General features: G+C 64.9%; 12 protein-coding genes. 9 read left to right on the forward strand and 3 right to left on the reverse strand.

Annotation, left to right across the window (positions count from 1 at the left end):
- Positions 1-6: 6 nt before the first annotated feature.
- On the reverse strand, positions 7-2331 hold the full coding sequence (locus tag AC0YKC_RS16970; RefSeq protein WP_320298719.1) for a type VI secretion system Vgr family protein: 2325 nt from the start codon (positions 2329-2331) through the stop codon (positions 7-9).
- 307 nt (positions 2332-2638) lie between these two features.
- Between AC0YKC_RS16970 and tagH the strand changes: the two genes are divergently transcribed.
- The 8 genes from tagH to AC0YKC_RS17010 all read left to right on the forward strand — a co-directional run bounded on the left by tagH (position 2639) and on the right by AC0YKC_RS17010 (position 17720).
- Complete coding sequence (tagH, locus tag AC0YKC_RS16975; protein ID WP_488511863.1) at positions 2639-3718, forward strand: type VI secretion system-associated FHA domain protein TagH; 1080 nt, start codon at positions 2639-2641, stop codon at positions 3716-3718.
- A gap of 399 nt (positions 3719-4117) precedes the next feature.
- On the forward strand, positions 4118-5650 hold the full coding sequence (tssL, locus tag AC0YKC_RS16980; protein WP_488511864.1) for a type VI secretion system protein TssL, long form: 1533 nt from the start codon (positions 4118-4120) through the stop codon (positions 5648-5650).
- Positions 5650-9177, forward strand: a complete 3528-nt coding sequence (gene tssM, locus AC0YKC_RS16985) for a type VI secretion system membrane subunit TssM (RefSeq protein ID WP_488511865.1) — start codon at positions 5650-5652, stop codon at positions 9175-9177. Before tssL ends, tssM begins: the two co-directional genes overlap by 1 nt.
- A 117-nt stretch (positions 9178-9294) precedes the next feature.
- Positions 9295-10074, forward strand: a complete 780-nt coding sequence (locus AC0YKC_RS16990; protein WP_320298715.1) for a PP2C family protein-serine/threonine phosphatase — start codon at positions 9295-9297, stop codon at positions 10072-10074.
- Positions 10071-12578: a serine/threonine-protein kinase gene (locus AC0YKC_RS16995; RefSeq protein ID WP_488511866.1), complete on the forward strand. Its 2508-nt coding sequence runs from the start codon at positions 10071-10073 to the stop codon at positions 12576-12578. Before AC0YKC_RS16990 ends, AC0YKC_RS16995 begins: the two co-directional genes overlap by 4 nt.
- 11 nt (positions 12579-12589) lie before the next feature.
- Positions 12590-13084 (forward strand): DUF1036 domain-containing protein, encoded by a 495-nt coding sequence (locus AC0YKC_RS17000; RefSeq protein WP_434725248.1) that lies wholly within the window; start codon positions 12590-12592, stop codon positions 13082-13084.
- Entirely contained in the window at positions 13081-15522 is a 2442-nt protein-coding gene (locus AC0YKC_RS17005) for a M23 family metallopeptidase (RefSeq protein ID WP_488511867.1), read from the forward strand. Before AC0YKC_RS17000 ends, AC0YKC_RS17005 begins: the two co-directional genes overlap by 4 nt.
- A 578-nt stretch (positions 15523-16100) precedes the next feature.
- Positions 16101-17720: a caspase family protein gene (locus AC0YKC_RS17010; RefSeq protein ID WP_488511868.1), complete on the forward strand. Its 1620-nt coding sequence runs from the start codon at positions 16101-16103 to the stop codon at positions 17718-17720.
- Positions 17721-17798: 78 nt separating this feature from the next.
- On the opposite strand, the gene AC0YKC_RS17015 is transcribed toward AC0YKC_RS17010, so the two are convergent.
- Positions 17799-18329, reverse strand: a complete 531-nt coding sequence (locus tag AC0YKC_RS17015; protein ID WP_434725245.1) for an OmpA family protein — start codon at positions 18327-18329, stop codon at positions 17799-17801.
- Positions 18330-18682: 353 nt separating this feature from the next.
- Here AC0YKC_RS17015 and AC0YKC_RS17020 point away from each other — a divergent pair, with 353 nt between their 5' ends.
- On the forward strand, positions 18683-19174 hold the full coding sequence (locus AC0YKC_RS17020; RefSeq protein ID WP_434725244.1) for a DUF6931 family protein: 492 nt from the start codon (positions 18683-18685) through the stop codon (positions 19172-19174).
- Between the two features lie 41 nt (positions 19175-19215).
- Here the strand turns inward: AC0YKC_RS17020 and AC0YKC_RS17025 are convergent, their stop codons facing one another.
- Complete coding sequence (locus AC0YKC_RS17025) at positions 19216-20454, reverse strand: caspase family protein (RefSeq protein WP_434725243.1); 1239 nt, start codon at positions 20452-20454, stop codon at positions 19216-19218.
- Between the last annotated feature and the right edge of the window lies 1 nt (position 20455).

A 20455-nucleotide genomic window follows, 5' to 3' on the forward strand; every position in this document is an offset into this window, starting at 1 on the left:
GCCCTCCTAATTCTCCGCAATCTTCGAGCCCTTCATGGTGATGTCGCCCGATGCCTTGATAACGATCTTGCCCGATCCCTTGACCGAGATATCCTTGCCCTCGATCGCGATCGAGCCGTCCTTCTTCATCATGATCTTGGCCGACCCGGTCTGGATAAGGATCTCGTCGCCTGCATTGATCACCAGCTTCTTGCCGACATTGATCGCGCTGTTTTGGCTAATGCCGATCGAACTGTCCTTTGCGACACTCAGCGAATGGGCGCCTCCGACATTCGTCGAGTCATCCGCGCCGATGCTTGCGCTGCGCGCAGCACCGACGTTGAACGATTGAGCGCTCCCAATGGTGACGCTTTGATCCGCGCCGATATTGACGGTCTGCCCGGCTCCGACATTCCAGCTGTCGTCAGCCCCGATATCATGGCTTTGGCTGATGCCGACACTGACAGCGCGGGTCGCGCCGATGGTGTTAATCTGCGCCGCGCCCACGGTTCTGGTTTCGGCGGCCCCCACCGTATCGACGCGCGCCACGCCCACCGTGACCGTCTGATTGAGCCCCACGGTCTGCGAATGATTGGCGTCGATGTTCTCCGTCGAATTGGCGACGACGTGTATCGTCTCGTTGGCCATAACCGTCAGCGACCGGTTCGCGCCCACCGTTTCGGTATCGTTCGAGCCGATATTCGTCGTCTGGTCGACGCCGATCTTGACCGTCTTGTTGTTGCCGACGTCCTCGTCGAGGTTGTGGCCGACGGAGTGCTTGGCGTCGTGGTCGATGCGGTCTGACTGGTCGTGCTGGACCGTCTTGTTGCGGTCGTGCTTGATCAGCAAATGGTGGTCCTTCTGGGCCTGGAAATTGACCAGCTCGGAGCCCGCCTTGTCCTCGAACATCAGCTCGTTGTAGCCGCCACCGCCTTTCGAAGAATTCGACTTCCAGCCCGATTGCGTGGCGTTGCCCGGCAGGCCGTAAGGCGGCATCTGAGACGCGTTGTAGACACGGCCGGTGATGATCGGCAGGTCAGGGTCGCCTTCGATGAAGTCGACGATGACCTCCTGGCCGATGCGCGGGATCTGGATGAAGCCCCAGTTGCTGCCGGCCCAGGTCTGCGAGACGCGCACGAAGCAGGATGAGTTCTGATCTTTCTTGCCGAGCCGGTCCCAGTGGAACTGCACCTTCACCCGCGCATATTTGTCGGTGAAGATTTCCTCGCCCGAAGGGCCGACGACGGTCGCGGTCTGCGGACCGCGCATGATCGGGCGCGGCGTGATGCGCGGCGGCCGGTAAGGCAATTTGGTCGGCGCCACGCCGAGCACCACCTTGAAATTCTCGTTATGGGCCTCGTTCTGGGTCCGGTAGCCCGGGTCGAACAGCCGGTATTCGGCGCTGACCACCAGATAGTCCTGGTTCTGGTCGTCGCGCGGAAAACTCTCCAGCGTGAACTTGCAGCCGGAGAAAAGACCGCGAACCGTGCCCACCGCCGTGCTGTGCTGGTGCACGGCCTGGAGTTCCTCGCGGCGGATCCCGGCGATCTTGTCGCCTCGCCCGACATCGAGATGCGCGCCAGGCTGGCGATAGTTCTCGCCCGAGGCCTCCTTGTGGCCGAAGGGTTGCGAGGACTTCGCCATCAGATCGGCGCCGGGCTTCTCGAAATCATAGTCCGTATGGGCATAGGCGCCCGGGCGCACCGCGCTGCCGGGAATCCATTCGGTGATGTATTCGACGTCGCGCCGCGAGGCCTGGCCCTCGAAATTGTAGAGCACCTTCTCGTAACCGGGCGCCGGCTTCAGCTTGCTCATCGCATCGCAGAGGATGAGCGTGTGCTTGCCCTCGTCATGCTCGAAGAAATAGAAGATGCCTTCGTGCTCGAGCAGCCGCTGCACGAAATCGAGATCGCTCTCGTCATACTGAACGCAATATTCGCGCGAGGGATAGGACCCCTGCAGCCGCTTCTCGAATTTGGCGATGCCATATTTCGAGAATATCTTCTCGACGATCTCCACCGCCGTCATGTTCTGGAAGATGCGGCAGTCGGTGGTGTTGCCGAGGAACCAGAGCCAGGGCCTGACGGTCGCCTCGTAGAAGGCCAGCCGGTCCTCGATGCGGGTCAGCTTGAAATCCGACACGAGGCCGCTGAACCAGCGCTTCGGATCGGATTCGCCCTCGACCGAAACGACGCCGCCCAGCATCTTCAGCGGATCGACGTCGCGGTTCTTCGAGACGAAGCCGACGGTATAGGCGAAACAGCGGCTGATCTCATCGCGGCCGATGAGATGGGTGAAGGTCAGGTCGGCGCCAGCCGGCGTCTGTACAACCGTAGCACGTTCGTTCGGCATGGGTCGTGCCCCTCCTCGACGCGGCCGCCAGTGTGATGGTTTGAAACCCCCGTTCTATTAACTGCATCACGTTCGGGAGCGTTCGAATTCACCGCACCGTAAGGGGTCAGCCTAGCACATGTTTGGAGGAGGCCAAATAACAGCGGCGGCTAAACCGCACCCGGGCACCGGTGTGAAACGTTCCTCTCCCGCTCCGCTTGCAAGCTGCTAGAATACCGAAGCAATTCCGAGAAGGCGCCTGGCGGCTTTCCACCCGGAATCGCACGTAAGATAAGCATTTGTTGACCAAGTTCGGCGACGCTTCCGGATGTTCATCTCTCTGCAGATCAGCAATGTCGACAGGTTGCCGGCCGGCACCGCCGCCAGCTATGCCGCCCGCGACCGCAGTTTCGAGATCGGCCGCGAGAATTGCGACTGGACGCTGTCCGACCCGGACAAGTTCATCTCGGGCCGACACTGCGAGGTCCGCTACCAGGCAGGTTCGTTCTGGCTCTACGACCTCTCGCGCAACGGCACTTTCGTCAACGGTTCGAACCAGCGCATGGCCGGGCCGCATCGGCTGGCCCAGGGCGACCGGCTGCTGATCGGCCGCTATGTCGTCGGCGTTTCGATCGAAGACGAACGGGCCGCGACAGGCCATCCGCAGACCAGGACCGGGTCGACACAACGCGAGCTGCCGCCCTCGACCGGCCGCCCGATGGATCCCGGCCGCGAGCCATTCTTCAATCCGGCGGAGCAGCGCCCGATTGGGGCAGCGCCCGTCTCGACATCCTCGGCGTTGCAGCCCGGTCCGGCGGCCCCGGCCAATCGGCCGGCCGAAGCGGACGCGATGTTGCGGGAGATCGCCAGGGCGGCGGGCATCGCGCCTGAATTGCTGCAATCGCGCGACCCGCACGACATCGCAGCAGAGATCGGCGCGGTGCTGAGGACCACGGTCGAGCAACTGTCGCTGCTGCTCAAGGCGCGCGCGGCGGCGAAGGTGCTCGCCAAAACCGCGAACCGCACGATGATCGGCGCCGAGGACAACAACCCGTTGAAATTCGTGCCGGGTACCGACGACATTCTGGAGATCATGTTCGCCAAGCGCAGGGCGGGCTATCTCGATGCAAAGCACAGTGTCGAGGATGCGTTCCGCGACCTGAAGGCACACGAAATCGCAACCTACGCCGCCATGCAGGCCGCGCTCTCCCGGCTGCTCGACGACCTGTCGCCGGAGGCGATCGCCAAGAAAATCCCGCCCGCGTCCTTCTCGTCCAGGAAAAGCCAGGCCTGGGATGCGCTTGTCGCGACCTGGCGGGCGATGGAGGACAAGCACGAAAACGGCATGCTGGATGTCTTCCTCGCCTATTTCGCCGAAGCCTACGCCAAGGCCGGCAAGCAGAAATAGCCGCACGGGCACTGGGGCATTTCACCGTTTCACGGAAACGGTGAAATGCCCCATCTTCTTGTTTTCGCGCAATTCCGGACGGAAAACCGCTCACACTTTTCCTGGAATTGCTCTAGCCGCGCCGGCCGTATGTGACGGGTCTCATAGAAGAAGCCGCTTCTTCGAGCATCTTGCTCTCCGATTTCAATCGGCGGCCCCGTTTCAATTGGGTATCCGGGCGACTAGAATGCGCAAGGAAGCTTGCCTGGCGGGCAAAGCGGCGTGGCTTGGGGCGTTTGCAGCAATGTCATGTTTCGGCGAGATGTGCCTTTCCATGCGGCCCGCCGCCGAAGCCCAGGCTGAAATGCGTTCCCGCGGTCGAAGGCATGCCTGTCGCGTTGCGACGATGGGTCGTCGCCGATGAGCTCGAAGGACGATCCCTCCAAGCCGGCGGACAAAACCGTCATCCGTGCACCGCGGCCGAAGCAGAAGCCGCTTGCGGCTCCCGAGAGATCAAGTCCGGAAGCCGCGCGGCCTGCCCCATCGCCTGCCCGCGAAGCGACAGTTTTCGACCCCGGCGATGGCCGGCAGATCCCCACCGGCTGGTCGTCTGGAACCGTGCTCTTTCAGGCGCCAACTCCGGGAGCGGCCGCAAATGCGGCGCCGGGGTTGCAGCAGGATGCCCTTCTCAACGCCGCCGGCGGCGTCAACTACCCTGCGGCAAATCCGATCCTCGCCGCTGCGGCACCGCTGCTGATGCTCTTCGGCCAGTTGCGGCTGATACCGGTCGAACGGCAAGCCGCACTCTTGGCGGAGCATATCGCCGACGCGATCGAGAGTTTCGACCGCGCAATCGCAAAAGCCGGCATTGGCGAGGAAGACGCGCGGATCGCCAAATTCGCCCTTTGCGAAACCGCCGACGACCTCGTCGGCAACCTGCCCTGGCCAAGCAAGGACAGCTGGCTTCAGCACAGCCTGGTGGCCCGGTTCTTCCACAGCCAACCAACAGGCGCCGGCTTCTACGGAGCGCTGAACACGATCCTCGCCAAGCCGGAAGCGCATTACGACCTGCTCGAACTGATGCATGCCTGCCTGTCGCTGGGCTTCGAGGGCCAGTATCGGGGGCTGACGGGCGAACGAAACACGCTCGAGCGCGTCCGGCGCGACGTCTACGACACGCTGCGCTACTTCAAGCCACGCGCCAATGATGACATCTCGCCCAGTTGGCAAGGCATGGCGGCGGCGTTGCCGAAGCCAAGGGCGCGGCTGCCGCTCTGGGCGGTCGCGGCCGCCGCGGCGACGCTGGTGACAGCGGCCTTCTTCGGACTGCGGGTGCTGATCACCGACGAAGGTGACGCGACCGCCGGCGAATTGCTGGCGCTCAACCCGTCGACGCCCGTCACCATCGAGCGCGCCAGCGTGGCGGCACCCGCCGAACCGGTGCAACCCAGCCCGCCACCACCCACGGTTCCAGACACGACCCAGATCGATCGCATCCGCGCGGCACTTGCCAAGGAAATCGCCGGCGGCGGACTGAGCGTCGGCGAGAAGGGCGAATTCATCGTCGTCGAGATCAACAACCAGCTCTTGTTCGCGTCCGGCCAGGCGGAACTGAAGCCGCAGTTCCAGCCAATCGCGGCCGATATCGCCACGGCGCTCGATGCCGAACCCGGGCCGATCCGGATCGTCGGCCACACCGACAATGTGAAGCCGAAGAAGTCGAGCCAGTTCAAATCGAATTTCGACCTTTCCGTCGCCCGCGCCAAAGCCCTCCAGGCGATGGTGGCCGAGCAATTGAAAGACCCATCACGGCTGAGTGCCGACGGCAAGGGCGAGGACGAGCCGATCGCCGACAATGGGACGGCGGACGGCCGCGCCAAGAACCGCCGCGTCGACGTGATGATCCCCAAACAGGAGACCTTGCAGACCAGCGCGGCGGAGAACGGCGACTGATGCGCTGGATGCTGCGGATCTTCAGCTTGGCTGCGCTTGCCGGTTTCTCGGCGGCGGTCTGGTATGCCGGGCCGCTGATCCGCTTCGCCGATACGCACCCGCTCGGGCCCGTGTGGCTCAGGGCCACGATCATCGGCGTCACGGTTGCGGTGCTCGCGCTGTTCTACGGGGTCCGCTTCTGGCAGCGGCGCAAGGCGCAAAAGGCGCTCGAAACGGCCATCGTGCGCAGCGACGAGCGCAACGACGATTCACGAGTGCTCGAAGCGCGCATGGGTGAAGCGATCGCGACGCTGAAGCGGACGAGCGGCAAGCGCAATTTCCTCTACGACATTCCCTGGTACATCATCATCGGCCCGCCCGGCGCCGGCAAGACGACGGCGCTGGTCAATTCCGGGCTGAAGTTTCCGCTTGCAGGCTCCGGCAGCGCGCAGCCGGTGGCCGGCGTCGGCGGCACGCGGTCCTGCGACTGGTGGTTCACCGACGAGGCGGTGCTGATCGATACGGCCGGCCGCTACACGACGCAGGAATCGGATCGCGAGCGCGACAAGGCAAGCTGGCTCGCCTTCCTGCGATTGCTCAAGAAACAGCGCACCAGGCAACCGATCAATGGCGTGATCCTGGCCGTCAGCCTTGCAGATCTGGTCGGTTTCGACGACCGGCAGCTCGACGCGCATGTCACCGAGATCAGAAGCCGCCTGCGCGAATTGCACGAGACACTGAAGATCCAGTTCCCGGTCTATCTGCTCTTCACCAAGGCCGACCTCGTCTCCGGTTTCATGGACTTTTTCGGCGATTTCGATGAAGCGCGCCGGCGCAAGGTATGGGGCGTGACATTCCAGACCGCCGACCGCACCAAAAACATGGCCGGCGAGGCGCCGGCGGAATTCGACGGGCTGGCGAAGCGGCTCGCCGAAGAGGTCGCCGACCGCCTGCAGGAAGAGACCGACCCCGTAGTGCGCATCGCGCTGTTCGGCTTCCCGGCGCAGTTCAGTGCGCTGAAGAACCGGATAGCGCAGTTCGTCGGCAGCCTGTTCGATGCCTCGCGGAGCCAGGTCAATGTCAGCCTGCGCGGGCTCTATTTCTCATCGGGCACCCAGGAAGGCACGCCCTTCGACCAGGTGCTCGGCGCGATCGGCCGCAGTTTCGGCAGTGCCTCGCAAGCGCATCTTTCCGGCGCCGGCAAGAGCTTCTTCCTGCATGATCTGCTGGCCAAAGTGATCTTCCCGGAATCGGGCTGGGTGTCGTTCGACCGGGCGGCCGAGCGGCGCGCCAGGCTCGCCAGGTTCGGTAGCCTGGCCGCGATCGCGCTGGCGGCGTTGGCGGCGCTCGGCGTATTGGGCCTCAGCTTCTTCGCCAACAAGCAGCTGATCGCCTCCACAAGGCAAGCCATGGCGCATTATCGCGACAGCGCCGATACGCTGCTCAAGGGCACGACGGTGACCGACGTCGACCTCGAAAACGTCATCGGTCCGCTCGACCAGTTGCGCAACCTGCCGGCCGGGTTCGAAAACGGCGACCAGGCAAGGCCGATCGAGGAGACCTTCGGGCTCAGCCAGCGCGAGAGGCTGCTGTCCGCCTCCAAGACCGCTTACCGGCAAGCGCTGGAGCGGACCTTCCGCTCGCGGCTGCTGGTGCAGGCGGAGCGGACGATCCAGGCAAGGATGGCCGACCCGGTGGCGCTCTACGAACCGCTCAAGATCTATCTGATGCTGGGTGGCAAGGCGCCGAAAGTCGACGACGAGCTGATCGTCTCCTGGATGAAACAGGACTGGGAAGAGAACCGCTACCCCGGCGAGAACAACCGCGAGGGCCGCGCACAGCTCGAAAGGCATCTGCGCGCCATGCTTGCCCTCGACGACGCCTATGATCCAACCTTCGAGCTCAACCAGCCGCTGGTGGAGGCCGCGCAGCGCTCGCTCGGACGCATGAGCCTCGCCGACCGCGCCTGGGCGCAGATTAAATCGGCGGTCTACGCGGCAAGGCTGCAGGATTTCTCCGTCGCCGCGAAAGCCGGTCCGGAAGCGCAGCTGTTGTTCGAGCGCGCGGACGGCAGCGAACTTGCCGATCTTCAGGTCCCAGGCCTTTACACGCGCGCCGGGTTCAATCGCTTCTTCCTGCCGCAGCTCTCGCGCATCGCGCAGATGCTCGTCGACGACCAATGGGTGCTCGGCGGCGGCGGCGAGCAGGGCGGCATCGACCAGGACCTGCCCAAGCTCGGTCCCGAGCTCATCGACCGGTACGGCAAGGAATTCGCCGCCGCCTGGAACGGCGTGCTCGACCAGCTGAAGCTCAAGGCGATGCTGAAGGACAAGCCGCAATATCTGGCGCTCTCCGCCCTCGCCGCGCCGGACTCGCCCCTCGACCAGCTCTTCACCGCAATCGCCGATGAAACCGCACTGACGAAGGACAGCGCCGACGGGGGCGAGACCGGCACGGCGCAGCAGGACCCGGCCAGCATGGCGAAAGGCCTCGCCCGTATCGGCCTGCAGATCGCCGGCGGCAAGTCGCAAAGCCGCGCCGGCGCAAGCTCGGCCGTCGCGCAGAATGCCGGCGCGAGCGTCGAGGCGCAGTTCCGCTCGTTCCAGGCACTGGTCGGCGGGGCCGCCGGGCGCCGGCCGCTCGATGCGCTGACGCAGAACTTCCACGACATCTTCCAGAGCCTGAAGCTCGCGGCCGATGTCCCCACGCAGACGGAGCGCGTCAACGCCAACCTGCAACTGCAGATCTCGACATTGCGCGCCAATGTCTCGCGCCTGCCCAAGCCGCTGGCGCGCATGGTCAACGCGGCGGCGGACGAGCTCGAAGGCAATGTCGCGGAAACCTCCGTCGCCAACCTCAACCAGACCCTCGACCAGACGGTGACGCGCGCCTGCGAGGAGGCCGTCAATGGCCGCTATCCCTTCACCCGCGACGGCACCGACGAGATCTCGATGGCGGATTTCACCAAGCTGTTCGCGCCGGGCGGCCTGATGGACCGCTTCTTCGCGCAGAACCTTGCGCCGCTGATCGACATGACCGGCCAGGAATGGGCCTGGAAGCAGGATGCGCGTTCCAGCAAGGACCTTGCAAAATCGACCTTGAAGGCGTTCCAGTCGGCGGCGGAGATCCGCAGCGCCTTTTTCCCCTCCGGCGGCTCGGTGCCCTCGGTCTCGATCACTATCACGCCGGCGTCGCTGAACAGCGAGGTCGACAGCGCCGTGCTCGACGTCGACGGTCAGACGGTCCAGAGCGCGCAGGCCGGCAACGCGCCGAGCATCGTGACATGGCCGAGCGGCGCCGCTTCCGGATCGGCGAGCCTCAGCCTCGTGCCGGAAATGCCTGGACGCGAGTCCGCGCTCAAATTCGAAGGGCCGTGGGCGTTGAAGCGGCTGTTCGACAAGGCGACCATCACCGGCGACGGCGCCAACACGGAAGCCCGCTTCGTGATCGGCGGACGCGATGTCGCCTATACGATCCAGACCGGCTCGGGCGCCAATCCGTTGCTGCTGCCGGCCTTGTCCGGCTTCAGCTGTCCGAAGGCGTTCTGAGATGACTGGATCGAGCCTTCATTTCGGTACTCTAATGTACACGCTTATGGCAGAGTGGCCTGGGCACGCGGCCCGTGGCTGGTCACAGAGGACGCTCGTGAAGCGCTTGGTGGCAAATTGAGCACTGTCGCCCTCCCCATCGAAAGCTTCGGCGTGAGCCACCAGGGCTGCGTGCGCGATCACAACGAGGACAACTACCTCATCGAACCGCAGACCGGGCTCTGGGTGGTGGCCGACGGGATGGGCGGGCACGAGGCCGGCGAAGTCGCCTCGGCCAGCATCGTCGATCACCTGGCGACGATCGGCATTGCGAGTTCGGCGCCAGATCTTCGCGCCCGCTTCGAGGACCGGCTCAGCCGCGCCAATGCGGAGATCCGCGACATATCGCGCTCGCGCGGCATCACCATCGGCTCCACTTTCGCGGCGCTGCTTGCCATGGATGGACGGTTCGCCTGCCTGTGGGCCGGCGACAGCCGCATCTATCTCGTCCGCAACGGCTCGATCTTCCAGGTTTCGAAGGATCATACCGAGGTGCAGGAATTGCTCGACCGTGGCATGATCAGCGCGGAGGAAGCGCGCACCTGGCCGCGCCGCAACGTGATCACGCATGCGGTCGGCGTCAACGACGAGCTCGAGATCGATTTTCAGCAGGGCGAGCTGATGGCGGGCGATGTTTTCGTCCTCGGCACCGACGGACTGACCGCGCATGTCAGCGACGCCGAGATCGAGGCCGCGGTCAGGTCCGCTACGCCGCGGACGGCATGCCAGACCCTCCTGGATACCGTGCTTGAGCGCGGCGGAACCGACAATGTAACCATCGTACTCGTGAAGATCGGCGGCGGGCATAGCGGCGCGCAGCATTCGGATCGCTCCGGAGCGGAGGCCCTGGCCAGATGAGCGACGACGACAAGACGCGCATATCGACTGGTGTCACCTATACCGGGGTCGGCACGCAGCTCAGCGGCATCTACGAGCTCGATGAGAGGATCGCCTCCGGCGGCATGGGCGAAGTCTATCGCGGCCACAACATCCAGACCGGCGACCATGTGGCGATCAAGATCGTGCTGCCCGAATTCGCCCGCGACCAGACGATCCTGTCGCTGTTCCGCAAGGAAGCGTCGATCCTCAACCATCTGTCGCATGATGCGGTGGTGCGCTACCACGTCTTCACCATCGATACGGGAATCGGCCGCCCCTATCTTGCGATGGAGTTCGTGGACGGCCAATCGCTGTTCGACGTCATGCGGCGCGGGCCGATGCAGGGAGAGGACGTGCGCCGGCTTTGCCATCGCCTCGCCTCGGGGCTCAGTGCCGTGCACCAGGCCGGCGCGGTGCACCGCGACCTCTCGCCGGACAACATCATCCTGCCCGGCGGCCGGGTCGAGCGCGCCAAGATCATCGATTTCGGCATCGCCCGCTCGGCCACCGTCGGCGGCGAAACGCTGATCGGCGGAAAATTTGCCGGCAAATACAACTACGTCTCGCCGGAACAACTCGGCCTCTATGGCGGCGAGGTCAGCGAGCAATCCGATATCTATAGCCTCGGGCTGGTGCTGGCCGCGGCGCTGCGCGGAAAGCCGCTCGATATGAGCGGCTCGCAATATGAGGTCATCGAGAAACGCCGGACCGTGCCGGACCTGTCGGATATCGATCCCGACTTCCGTGAACTGATCTCGGCCATGCTGCAGCCGGATCCGCGCGACCGGCCGGCCAGCATGGCCGAGATCGCCAGGGCGACGCGCGGCGAGGACCTCGAAGCGACATTGCCGCCGCCGGTGCCGTTCGGCGCGCGCGACCGCTCCGGCCTGCCGCGCGCCGGCTGGACAGCGCCGCCGGACTCCAAACCGCCGCCATCGGCGCCTCCAGGCGAGCCGCGCTTCGTCGAGCATGTGCGCCCCGCATACCTGTCGGAGCCAAAGCCCGCGCCGGCTGCCGCTCCGCCCAGCGCGCCCGCACCGGCTGCGCCCAAAAAGGCTTCGCGGATGCCCGCCATCGCCGGAGGGGTCGCGGCGCTTGCTGTCCTGGCTGGAGGCGGCGTCTATTTCAGCGGCGTCCTGGCGCCGTCGCCGGTGACGGAAACATCGAAGCCGCTGACGCCGAAGCCGGTTGCGGAAGCCACCAAACCAGTGGCGGAAGCGCAGCAACCGGAGGCCCCGAAACCCCAACCAACGGCCACGCCTCAGCCGGAACCGCCGAAACCTGACACGGCGAAGCCACCAGCCCAACCCGACGCGGAGGCCAAGACGCCCGTCAAGCAGCCGGCCTCGCCAGCCACCCAGCCACAGAGCGAGGCCAACAGCCAGGCGCATCTCCCACCGGTCGAGATCAAACCCGTGCAACCCCCGGCGCAACAGTCGCCGACGCCTGCGCCGGCTCCCGCACCGGAGGCGGTGGAAAGCCCGAAGCCGCCTGCAAGCGAGCCGGCGGCCAAGACGCCGGAACCGAGCCAGGCGGCTGAGAACAAGCCGGCGCAGGAGGCAAATCCGCCGGCGGCCAAGCCCAGCGTGAAAGACCTCGTGGACATGCTTTCCAAGCTGCCCAAGCCGAACGCTTCCCCGCCCCCCGCTTCGGAAAACCAGGCACAAGCGCAGCCGACCACCCCGCTGCCCGAGCCGAAGGCACCTACCCCGAAAGCCAGCCAGCCGGAAACGCCGGCCGCGCCGACTGCGCAGCAACCGCAGCCGCCGGCGACCAAGCAGCCGGGTAACACCGACGTCGTCATCAATGTGCCCAAGCCGGCGCTTCCGTCAGCCGATGACAACATGGCCAAGTGGAACGACCAGCGCTCGTGGGTGCGCGATTTCAGCGGCGGCAATTGTTTTTATGCGAACGTGACATCGGGCCCCGGCGGCGCCCCGACGATCGAGGGATACGGAACCGCGGTCCAGCCCTTCGAACAATTGCTCAACGATTTCCAGACGCGGTTCCATATCGAGCCGGATATCAGCGTGCGCCTCATCACCCTGTCCCAGTGCGGAGTGCCCACGTTCCTGCGCTTCCTCGACCGGAGCTCGGCCGCGAAGCCGCAGCTTGTGCTGGACCGGACATCCATCCCGGACGGCTCGCCGGTCAGCGGCGCGCTGTATACGGGCGGGGGGCTCGTCTCGAACGTCATGCTGATCGACCACAAGGGCGTCGCCTTCAACCTCGACGACCGCATGGTGCCGCAAACCGACAAGGTGACCTTCAACATCCCGATCGGCCTCGCCGCCGCGGACAAGGCGGCCGGCAAGGCGGTGCCGCAGATCATGCTGGTGATCACCGGACCCAAGGACATCCAGGCCGCCATGTTCTCCAGGCCGACGCCGGCCTCGGAGCTTTTGCCAAAAATCCTCGAGGAGATCGAGGCCAATGGATCGCAGTTCTCCGCCACGGCCACGTATTTCCGGCTTGGCGGATAGCATGAACGCCGATGGATCTTCGTCGCTCGCGTTCTCTGTACCAGCCCTCGCCACGCAAGCAGCGTAGCCGGCTCCGATTGCTGTTGCCGGGCCGCGTGACGCTTGCCACGCTGCTCGGCGCGGCGCTGCTCTCGATCCTTTCGCCCGGCAGAGCGCGTGCCGAATTCACCGTCTGCAACCAGACGCTCGACGTCGTCAATCTCGCGGTGGGACAGAAGGTCGACAATGCCGACCAGACGGACGGCTGGTGGACGATCGGCGCCAACCAGTGCGTCAACGTCATCCGCGAGGAGCTGACCAACCGCTACATCTATCTCTACGCTACGGATGTCTTCGGCCATGCGATCCTCAACGGGTCGACCGAGATGTGCATCGACCGGAGGCGCTTCTCGATCCGCGGCATCGAGGAGTGCTGGCAGCGCGGCCATATCGCGGCGCGCTTCGTCGAGGTCGACACGCTCGAGCAAGTGCGCTGGACCTATTTCCTGACCGGGAACAGCCCTTGACGCACTCGATCGACACGAGCTTCAAGGCAAAGAAGCGGGCGCGCCAGGCCGAGCGCCGGCGCAAGCTCTGGCGCCGGGCCCTTGCCGGCCTTGCCACGCTCGCCGTCGTCGCTTTAGCCACCGGCTTCTATCTGACCAGGGACTACTGGTCGTTCGGCGACGAGGATGAAGAGCTGCATCCGGTCGAGGGCATGGAAGACGTGCCGCCCGACGCCTCGGTCTATGTGCCGGCGATCATCGATCTCGCCGGCGATCCGATGTGGATCACGCTGGCGCCCGATGCCGACACAGCAACGAAGGGCAAGACCGTCGCGCGCCCGGCCGAGCTCGACAGTTCCGGGGCTTCGCCGCAGATCGAAATCCTCACCGACGTGATGCTGAGCGCCAGCGAAAAGTTCATGACGACGATTCCCTCCACGCAAGAGGATTTCGCCTTCTTCCAGGCGCAGCGGCAGGCGGCTCCGAAACCTTCGGCAACGGCGCCCGACGATCAGCAACCTGCCCCTCCCGCACCGACCGCGGCGCCGGAGGACCGACAGGGCGATCCGCAAGGCGACCTGGAGAACGACCTGCAGGCGGCGCCGGACGAGAGCGATGCCGGCTCGACGCCCAAGGCCGACGCCGACGACCCGGAGGCCGGCTGGGGCGAGACCATCGACCAGGGCGAAGCAGCACTCCCGGCTTTCAAGAAAACCGCAATCGAGAACAACACGACTGTCGCGACCGTCGCCAGCGAATATCAGCGCTTCGAGGCGACCGAGGACACTTTCGTGAAGATCCTCAATGACCGCAGCCTGGACAGCGTGGCACTCGACGCGCATTTCTCCGCCGACGACGCGAAGCTGGCGGGCGAAGCGCTGAAGGCGCTGTTCAACCGCGACGGGCTGGAGTCCGGCTTTGTCGTGGCCATGCGTGGGTTCCGGCCGAACCGCGAGACGACGACCATGTCGCTGATGCAGGTCTCCATCTACGCGAGAAACGTCTATGTCGGCACGCTGACGCGCAATGCGGCCGGCGCCTTCGTGTCGGGCGTCGACCCCTGGGTCCGCGAGGACCTCTTCAACTATTCGGGCGCCTCGGACCAGGGCGGGCCCAAGCGTCAGTACCGGCTGCTCGACGCGATCTATTCGACGGCGGCGCGCAACAAGGTGCCGACCAGCGTCATCGGCGAGGCGATCATGTATCTGTCGCGAGGACAGGACCTCGACGCCTTCGCCAGCGAGGACCAGCGCTTGGTGCTGATCTACTCGCAAACGCCGCGCGGCCAGGGCGAAATCTCCGGACGGGTGCTCTATGTCGGCGTCCAGGGCGCGGACAAGAGCCTCGACTGCTTCGTCTTCCAGCAGAGCGACGGCCAGTATGCCTGCGTGACCGGCGACGACCAGGTCCGCTCGCTGACCGTCACCAACGGCATGGTCACGCCGGTCGCCGGGGTGATGACCTCGACTTTCGGCCCGCGCAAGCATCCGATCCTCGGCACGGTTCGAATCCACAAAGGCGTCGACTGGGCGGCGCCGGTCGGCACGCCGATCATGGCCGCCTTCGACGGCGAAATCTCGTTCCAGGGCGATGGCGGCAGCTACGGCAATCTGGTGAAGATCACGCATGCCAATGGCCGCGAGACGCGTTACGCGCATATGCAGAAATTCGCCATCGCCAGCGGCGTCGGCACCAAGGTGAAGGCCGGCGACGTCATCGGCTATATCGGCACCACGGGGCTTTCGACCGGCCCGCATTTGCATTTCGAGCTTTACCAGAATGGCGAGGCGATCGACCCGCTGGGGACGGTCACCACGGTCGCCACCGCCGTGTCAGTCAGCTCCGGCGGCTCCGGCGATGCCGCGGTCGAGACGCTGACCGAGCGGATCGTGCATGTCGAAAGCGGCGGCAGTTCCCGCGCCAAGAACCCGCTTTCCTCGGCAACCGGCGCCGGCCAGTTCATCTCCAAGACCTGGATCCGGATGATGAACACGTATCGGCCCGACCTTGCCCGCTCGCTGTCGACCGCCGACCTTTTGGCGCTTCGCTACGACGCGACGCTGTCGCGCGAAATGGTGCGCAACCTGGCGCGCGAGGGGGAAGCTTATCTGCGCGCCCGCGGCCACCAGATCACCGCCGGCCGCCTCTATCTTTGCCATTTCCTCGGCATGGAAGGGGCGCACCAGGTGCTGGCGGCGCCGGGTTCGTCGCAATTGAGCGCCGTTCTTGGGTCGGCCGTCATCCAGGCCAATCCGTTCCTGACCGGCAAGACCGCGAGCTACGTCGTCGACTGGGCCGAGCGGAAGATGGGACAGAAAGTGCCGCGCTTGGTTACCGACCAGGGCCAGCCGACGGCAACCACGACCGAAGTCCGGCAGACCTCCCCGGAATTTGAGAAGTACAAGCAGGCGATCACCGCGCTGATAGGCTCTATCCAGGATACGCTGGAGCCTGGTTAGTTCCTTAACACAGAAGTTTTGACCGATTGGCTATGTGTGCGTTGGCATGCCTTGGCGATTGGCCGAGACGCCTATCGCGATCGTCATCCACGGGCGGAGCAAGGAGCGTAGCGACGCGCGCAGCCCCGAGTATCCATGCCGTGACTTGGAAGCGCCGCGGCGGTCCAGAAATTCTGCACCGTTGCACACTTCGGTCCAGGTAACGGCATGGATTCCAGGGTCCGCGCGCGTCGCTACGCTCCTTGCTCCGCCCTGGAATGACGAGGTTCAGGAGCCTTCAGCTCATCGCCAGCGTTGGGCTGACTACCCCAACGGACGTTGATGCCTTGCCCGACAAGCCTGCAATCTTTCAAAATCACTGTGTTGAGGAACTAACCGGTTCACCAGACCTCGCGTTTTGGATGGGCCGATTGGTTTTAGATATTCACGGAGGAAATTTCAGGCCCCTCGTGAACCAAATCTGTGGCCGAGATCACAGACGCCTAAGAGACGATTTTGGCAGAAGCGACGTTGTCGCTTACGAAATTCAGCATGCGCAGACATCGATAACGCGCCCCAAAGGGGCGGAGGGCTAATCCATGAAAGCGTTCGCCATCCTTTTGGGCGGGTTGATCCTGCTTTTCCACGCAGCGTTCGGCGCCCAGGCCGCCACGCCCGACAACAAGCGTGTCGCGCTGGTCATTGGCAACAGCAAATATGTCAATGCCGTCGCCTTGCCCAACCCGGCCAACGATGCCCACCTCATCGCGTCCACGCTGCGCAACGCGGGCTTCGAGGTGATCGAAGGCGTCGACCAGGACAATGCCGGCATGCACAGCTTGATCAGCAAATTCACGGAGGAGTCCTACAATGCCGACCTCGCCGTGATCTTCTACGCAGGGCACGGCATGCAAGTCGACGGCAAGAACTACCTCATCCCTGTCGATGCCGAGCTGACATCGCCGGCCTACCTCAAGACCCGCACGGTGCAGATCGACGAGTTCATGGCGGCGCTGCCGGCCGATCCCGCGGTCGGCATCATCATCCTCGACGCCTGCCGCGACAATCCGCTGGCGCGCACGCTGGCCGCATCATTGCCGAAGAGCCGCTCGCTCGGCGCCGGCCTCGCGCCGATCGACGCAAAGGCCGACGGCATGGGCTCGGGCGGCGTCCTGATCGCCTATGCGACCGACCCCGGCGCCATCGCGTTCGACGGCAACGGCGTCGACAGCCCCTATTCGCTGGCATTGGCCAAGCACCTGACCGAGCCGGGCGTCGAGATCCAGAGCGCCTTGACGCGCGTGCGCGGCGAGGTGACCGAGGCCACGCAGGGCCGGCAGCGGCCATGGCACAATGCTTCGCTGGGGCGCGAGGTGTTCCTCGGCAAGCCCGTGGCACAAACATCCTCGCCCGCCGCGACACCGGTAGCCGACGCGTCCAAGGCGACGGCAGCGCCTGCTCCCGTGGCCGCCGAGGCGCCGTCCTGGGAGGTCGAGCAGCGGCTTTGGGACGAGGCTTCGAAGAAGAACGCCATTCCCTATTACGAAGCCTATCTCGACCAGTTCCCGAACGGCCGTTTCGCCACGGTGGCGAAGCTCAACATCGACCAGCTGAAGGACCCGACCGCAGCCAAGCAGGTCGCGGCGCTCGGCGCGGACGATGCGAACACCAATCCAGGCTCGGCCGTTCGCACCTCGGTCGGCATCAGCGACGAGATGAGAAAGACGCAAGGCACCGAGCTCACGGAAAGCGCCATCGGGCTCGACCGCAACGGCCGCATTGACCTACAATTGCGCGTCGAAGCGCTGGGCAACGAGCTCGGCCAGGTCGACGGCAATATCGGCCCGAGGACGCGCCAGGCGATCGGCGTCTGGCAGGGCCAGAACGGTCTGCCGCCGACCACCTATCTGACGCGCGAGCAACTGGCCTTGCTGGTGATCCAGACCGACCCGATGATGGATGCCGTGCGTACCAAGAACGCCGCCGACCAGGCGCGCGCCGCGCCGCCCAAGAAACAGGTCGTGCAGAAGACCCGCACGCTGAAGCCGGTGGCGCAGCAGAAGCCGCGCCGGAACCAGACGCAGGTCGTTCAGCGCAGGCGCAACAGCGAGACCGTGGTTCGCGAGGACGCGCCGCCGCCGAGGGACAACAACGACTTCCTCACCAAGGCATTGATCTTCGGCACCGGCATTGCGGTGGGCGGCGCGCTCAAGAACTGATCGAGGACAAACGCCTGGCCGGTCGGCGGCTCCCGCCGGCCGTTTCGCTGCGAGCTGCCCGGAGACAGCGCCGGCGGCCTATTCCGTCCGGATCCGCATTTCCACCCGGCGGTTGACCGGGTCGTAGGGATTGGCAACGCGCGGGTGCGACTTGCCGAGGCCGATCGCTTCGAGCCGCGCCGATCCAACGCCGTTCGCTTCGAGGAAGGCGGCTACCGATTGCGCCCTTCGCTGCGACAGGTCCTGATTGTAGCGATCCGTGCCGGTCGCATCGGTGTGGCCCTCGACGACGAAGCTGAACGTGCTCAGTCGGTTGTCCTTCAGCGCCTTGGCGAACTCGTCCAGTTCGGTGCGCGCGGTCTGGTCGAGCTGGGCCGAATCCAGGGCGAAGTTGATCATCATGTCGAGGCCGGCCTTCTGGGGGGCCCCGTTCTTCTCGGCCTTGCTCTTGCACTCTTCCTCGGTGCCGACGCAGATGCCGCGTGAGGCGCCAAGATTCTGGCCGGCGAAGAACTTGACGATGTCTTCCGATTTCTGAAGCGGATCGGCGTAAACGTGCGTTGAAAAAAGCACGGTCGCCAAAGCCAAGGCTGAGCTGCCCCACCGCATGACCGTCACTCCTGTTTGATTGAGCGGGTTTTCGCTGGCGCGGACTATATCAAATCTCGAAACGATTGTCTGTGAACAAGCGCACGTTGCCAATGGCCGCCGCCTGTTAAAGGTTAAGGCTTGACCGGCAATCAGCCGCGGGTTTGAGTGCTAGAACGGTTCGCCGTTCCGCTGAAACGGCGAACCGTTCTAGCTGTTTGCGTTTACGCAATTCCGGGCGGAAAACCGCTTCACACTTTTCCTGGAATTGCTCTATTTCTGCCTGTGCTCAGGGTGTGGCAGCCATGGCCAATGAACTCGGATACAGAACGGCGAGGGATCTGTTTCTTGCCTGTCCCGCGATCGGCCGGGACATGAAATCGCCGGCCGCCGTCCAGCCGCCGCTCGATTTTTGCCGTGCCCTGCTTGCCGGGCGCGTGCCTGAGGAAGCCGTCACGTTCTGCGCCTATCTCCTGCCCGAGCGCGCCGCGGTCTGGTGGGGGCATGAATGCCTGAGCCATCTCACCGAACTCCTTGCGGACAGGGATCTCGAACTGCTGGCGCTCGTCAATGACTGGGTGCGCGAGCCCGGCAATCCCCGCCATCGGGCGGCGCTCGGCAGTGCTGTCGATCCGTCGCCGACGACGCCGGCTGCATGGATCGCGCTGTCGGCGGCGTGGCGCGATCCGGCCTTCGACATGATAGCAACCGGATACCCTGCCGCCCACGCCGTCAATGCCGGGATCCTGGCGGGGCTCGCCCGCGTCTCGACCGCGGACCGCTTTGGCGTGCTTTCGGCCTTCGTCGAAATGGGCATCCAGATGGTGGAGATGGAGGCGCAGCGGCAATCGGTCGATGCGTATTAGGGCCTCCCGCCAGGCAAGACTGCCAAGGCCCTAATCCAGAGTCATTTGCAGCCGCCTTGCGCCCACCGGGCGAGCGCGACCTTGAAGCGGGTGCCGAGCGGATGCTGCAGGCGCAGGACCGAGACGTCGTTGGCGGCGAAATTCTTTGCCTGCTCGCAAAGGCGGGTCTCGTTCCACTGGTGACAGCCGTCGCAGTGCTTGCCTTGCCAGACCGATTTGTCGAGGCCTTCGACCGGACTGAAAAGCGGTTCTCCCTTGATCAACTGGGCTATGCTCTTGCCGTCGATCGCAGGGTCGCCGAACTCGACCGGGCGATCGAAAAGGATCGGCCCGTCGGTCGCCAGCTTCGGGATCTTTTCGCGCAGCGCATTGAGCGCAAGCTGGTCGTCATTCTGGCTTGACGACGCGCCGGTGTTGCGCGTCTCGGAGCCCGCTTCGGCCTGCGGCGCGGTCGCCTCGCCGACGATCAGCGGCGCATTGAGATCGACCTTGTGCAGCACGACCTCGGTGGTCAGCGAGACATTGATCCAGGGGCGCTGCTTGCCGGCGGTCACCTTGAAGACGTCGCTGGTCACCCTGTTCATGGCTTCGGTGATGGAGACGTTGGATTCGCCGATATGCTGGAGCAGCGCCGTGGTGAAAGGCGAGTGGTCGCCGGACCCGTCATAGGCAAGCTGGTTCGGGCTGGCGGCGAAAGCGACCAGGGTGCCGGCGCCGCCATTCTCGATCGGGATTTCGGCAAGGCCGCTGCTTGCGCCCTTTATGCCCGCGCTCTTCGCCAGCACGTCGGCAAGCGGATTGTCCCGGCATGCATCCAGGAAGACGAGCCTTATGCTGGTCTCGCGCGACATCTGGCGCAGGATGAAATCGACCGAGACGGCCTCGAAATCGAGCGAGGTCTCGTCCTCGAGCGCGGCGTCGACCGGCAGCAGATAGTTCTTGCCGGAGACCTGCAGGCCATGGCCGGCATAGAAGAAAAGCGCGATGTCGGCGCCGCGCACCTGCTTGGCGAACTGGGCGACCGTGGCTTGCGTCTGCTGCTTGGTGAGGTCGAACCCGGAGACCACCTCGAAGCCGAGGTCCTTGAGCCGGTCGGCCATGGCCTGCGCATCGCGCGCCGGATTGGCGAGGGGTGCTGCGTGCTGATACTGCGAGTTGCCAAGCACAAGGGCGATGCGCCGCTCGGCGCTCGCGGCCGTCAACGTCAAGAGCAGAAGCAATGCGGCCAGCCCCGCAGCGCGAAGCATGCCGCCGCAAAAGGCGATCGGAATGGAGCTCACC

Source organism: Mesorhizobium sp. CNPSo 4661, assembly GCF_057784215.1.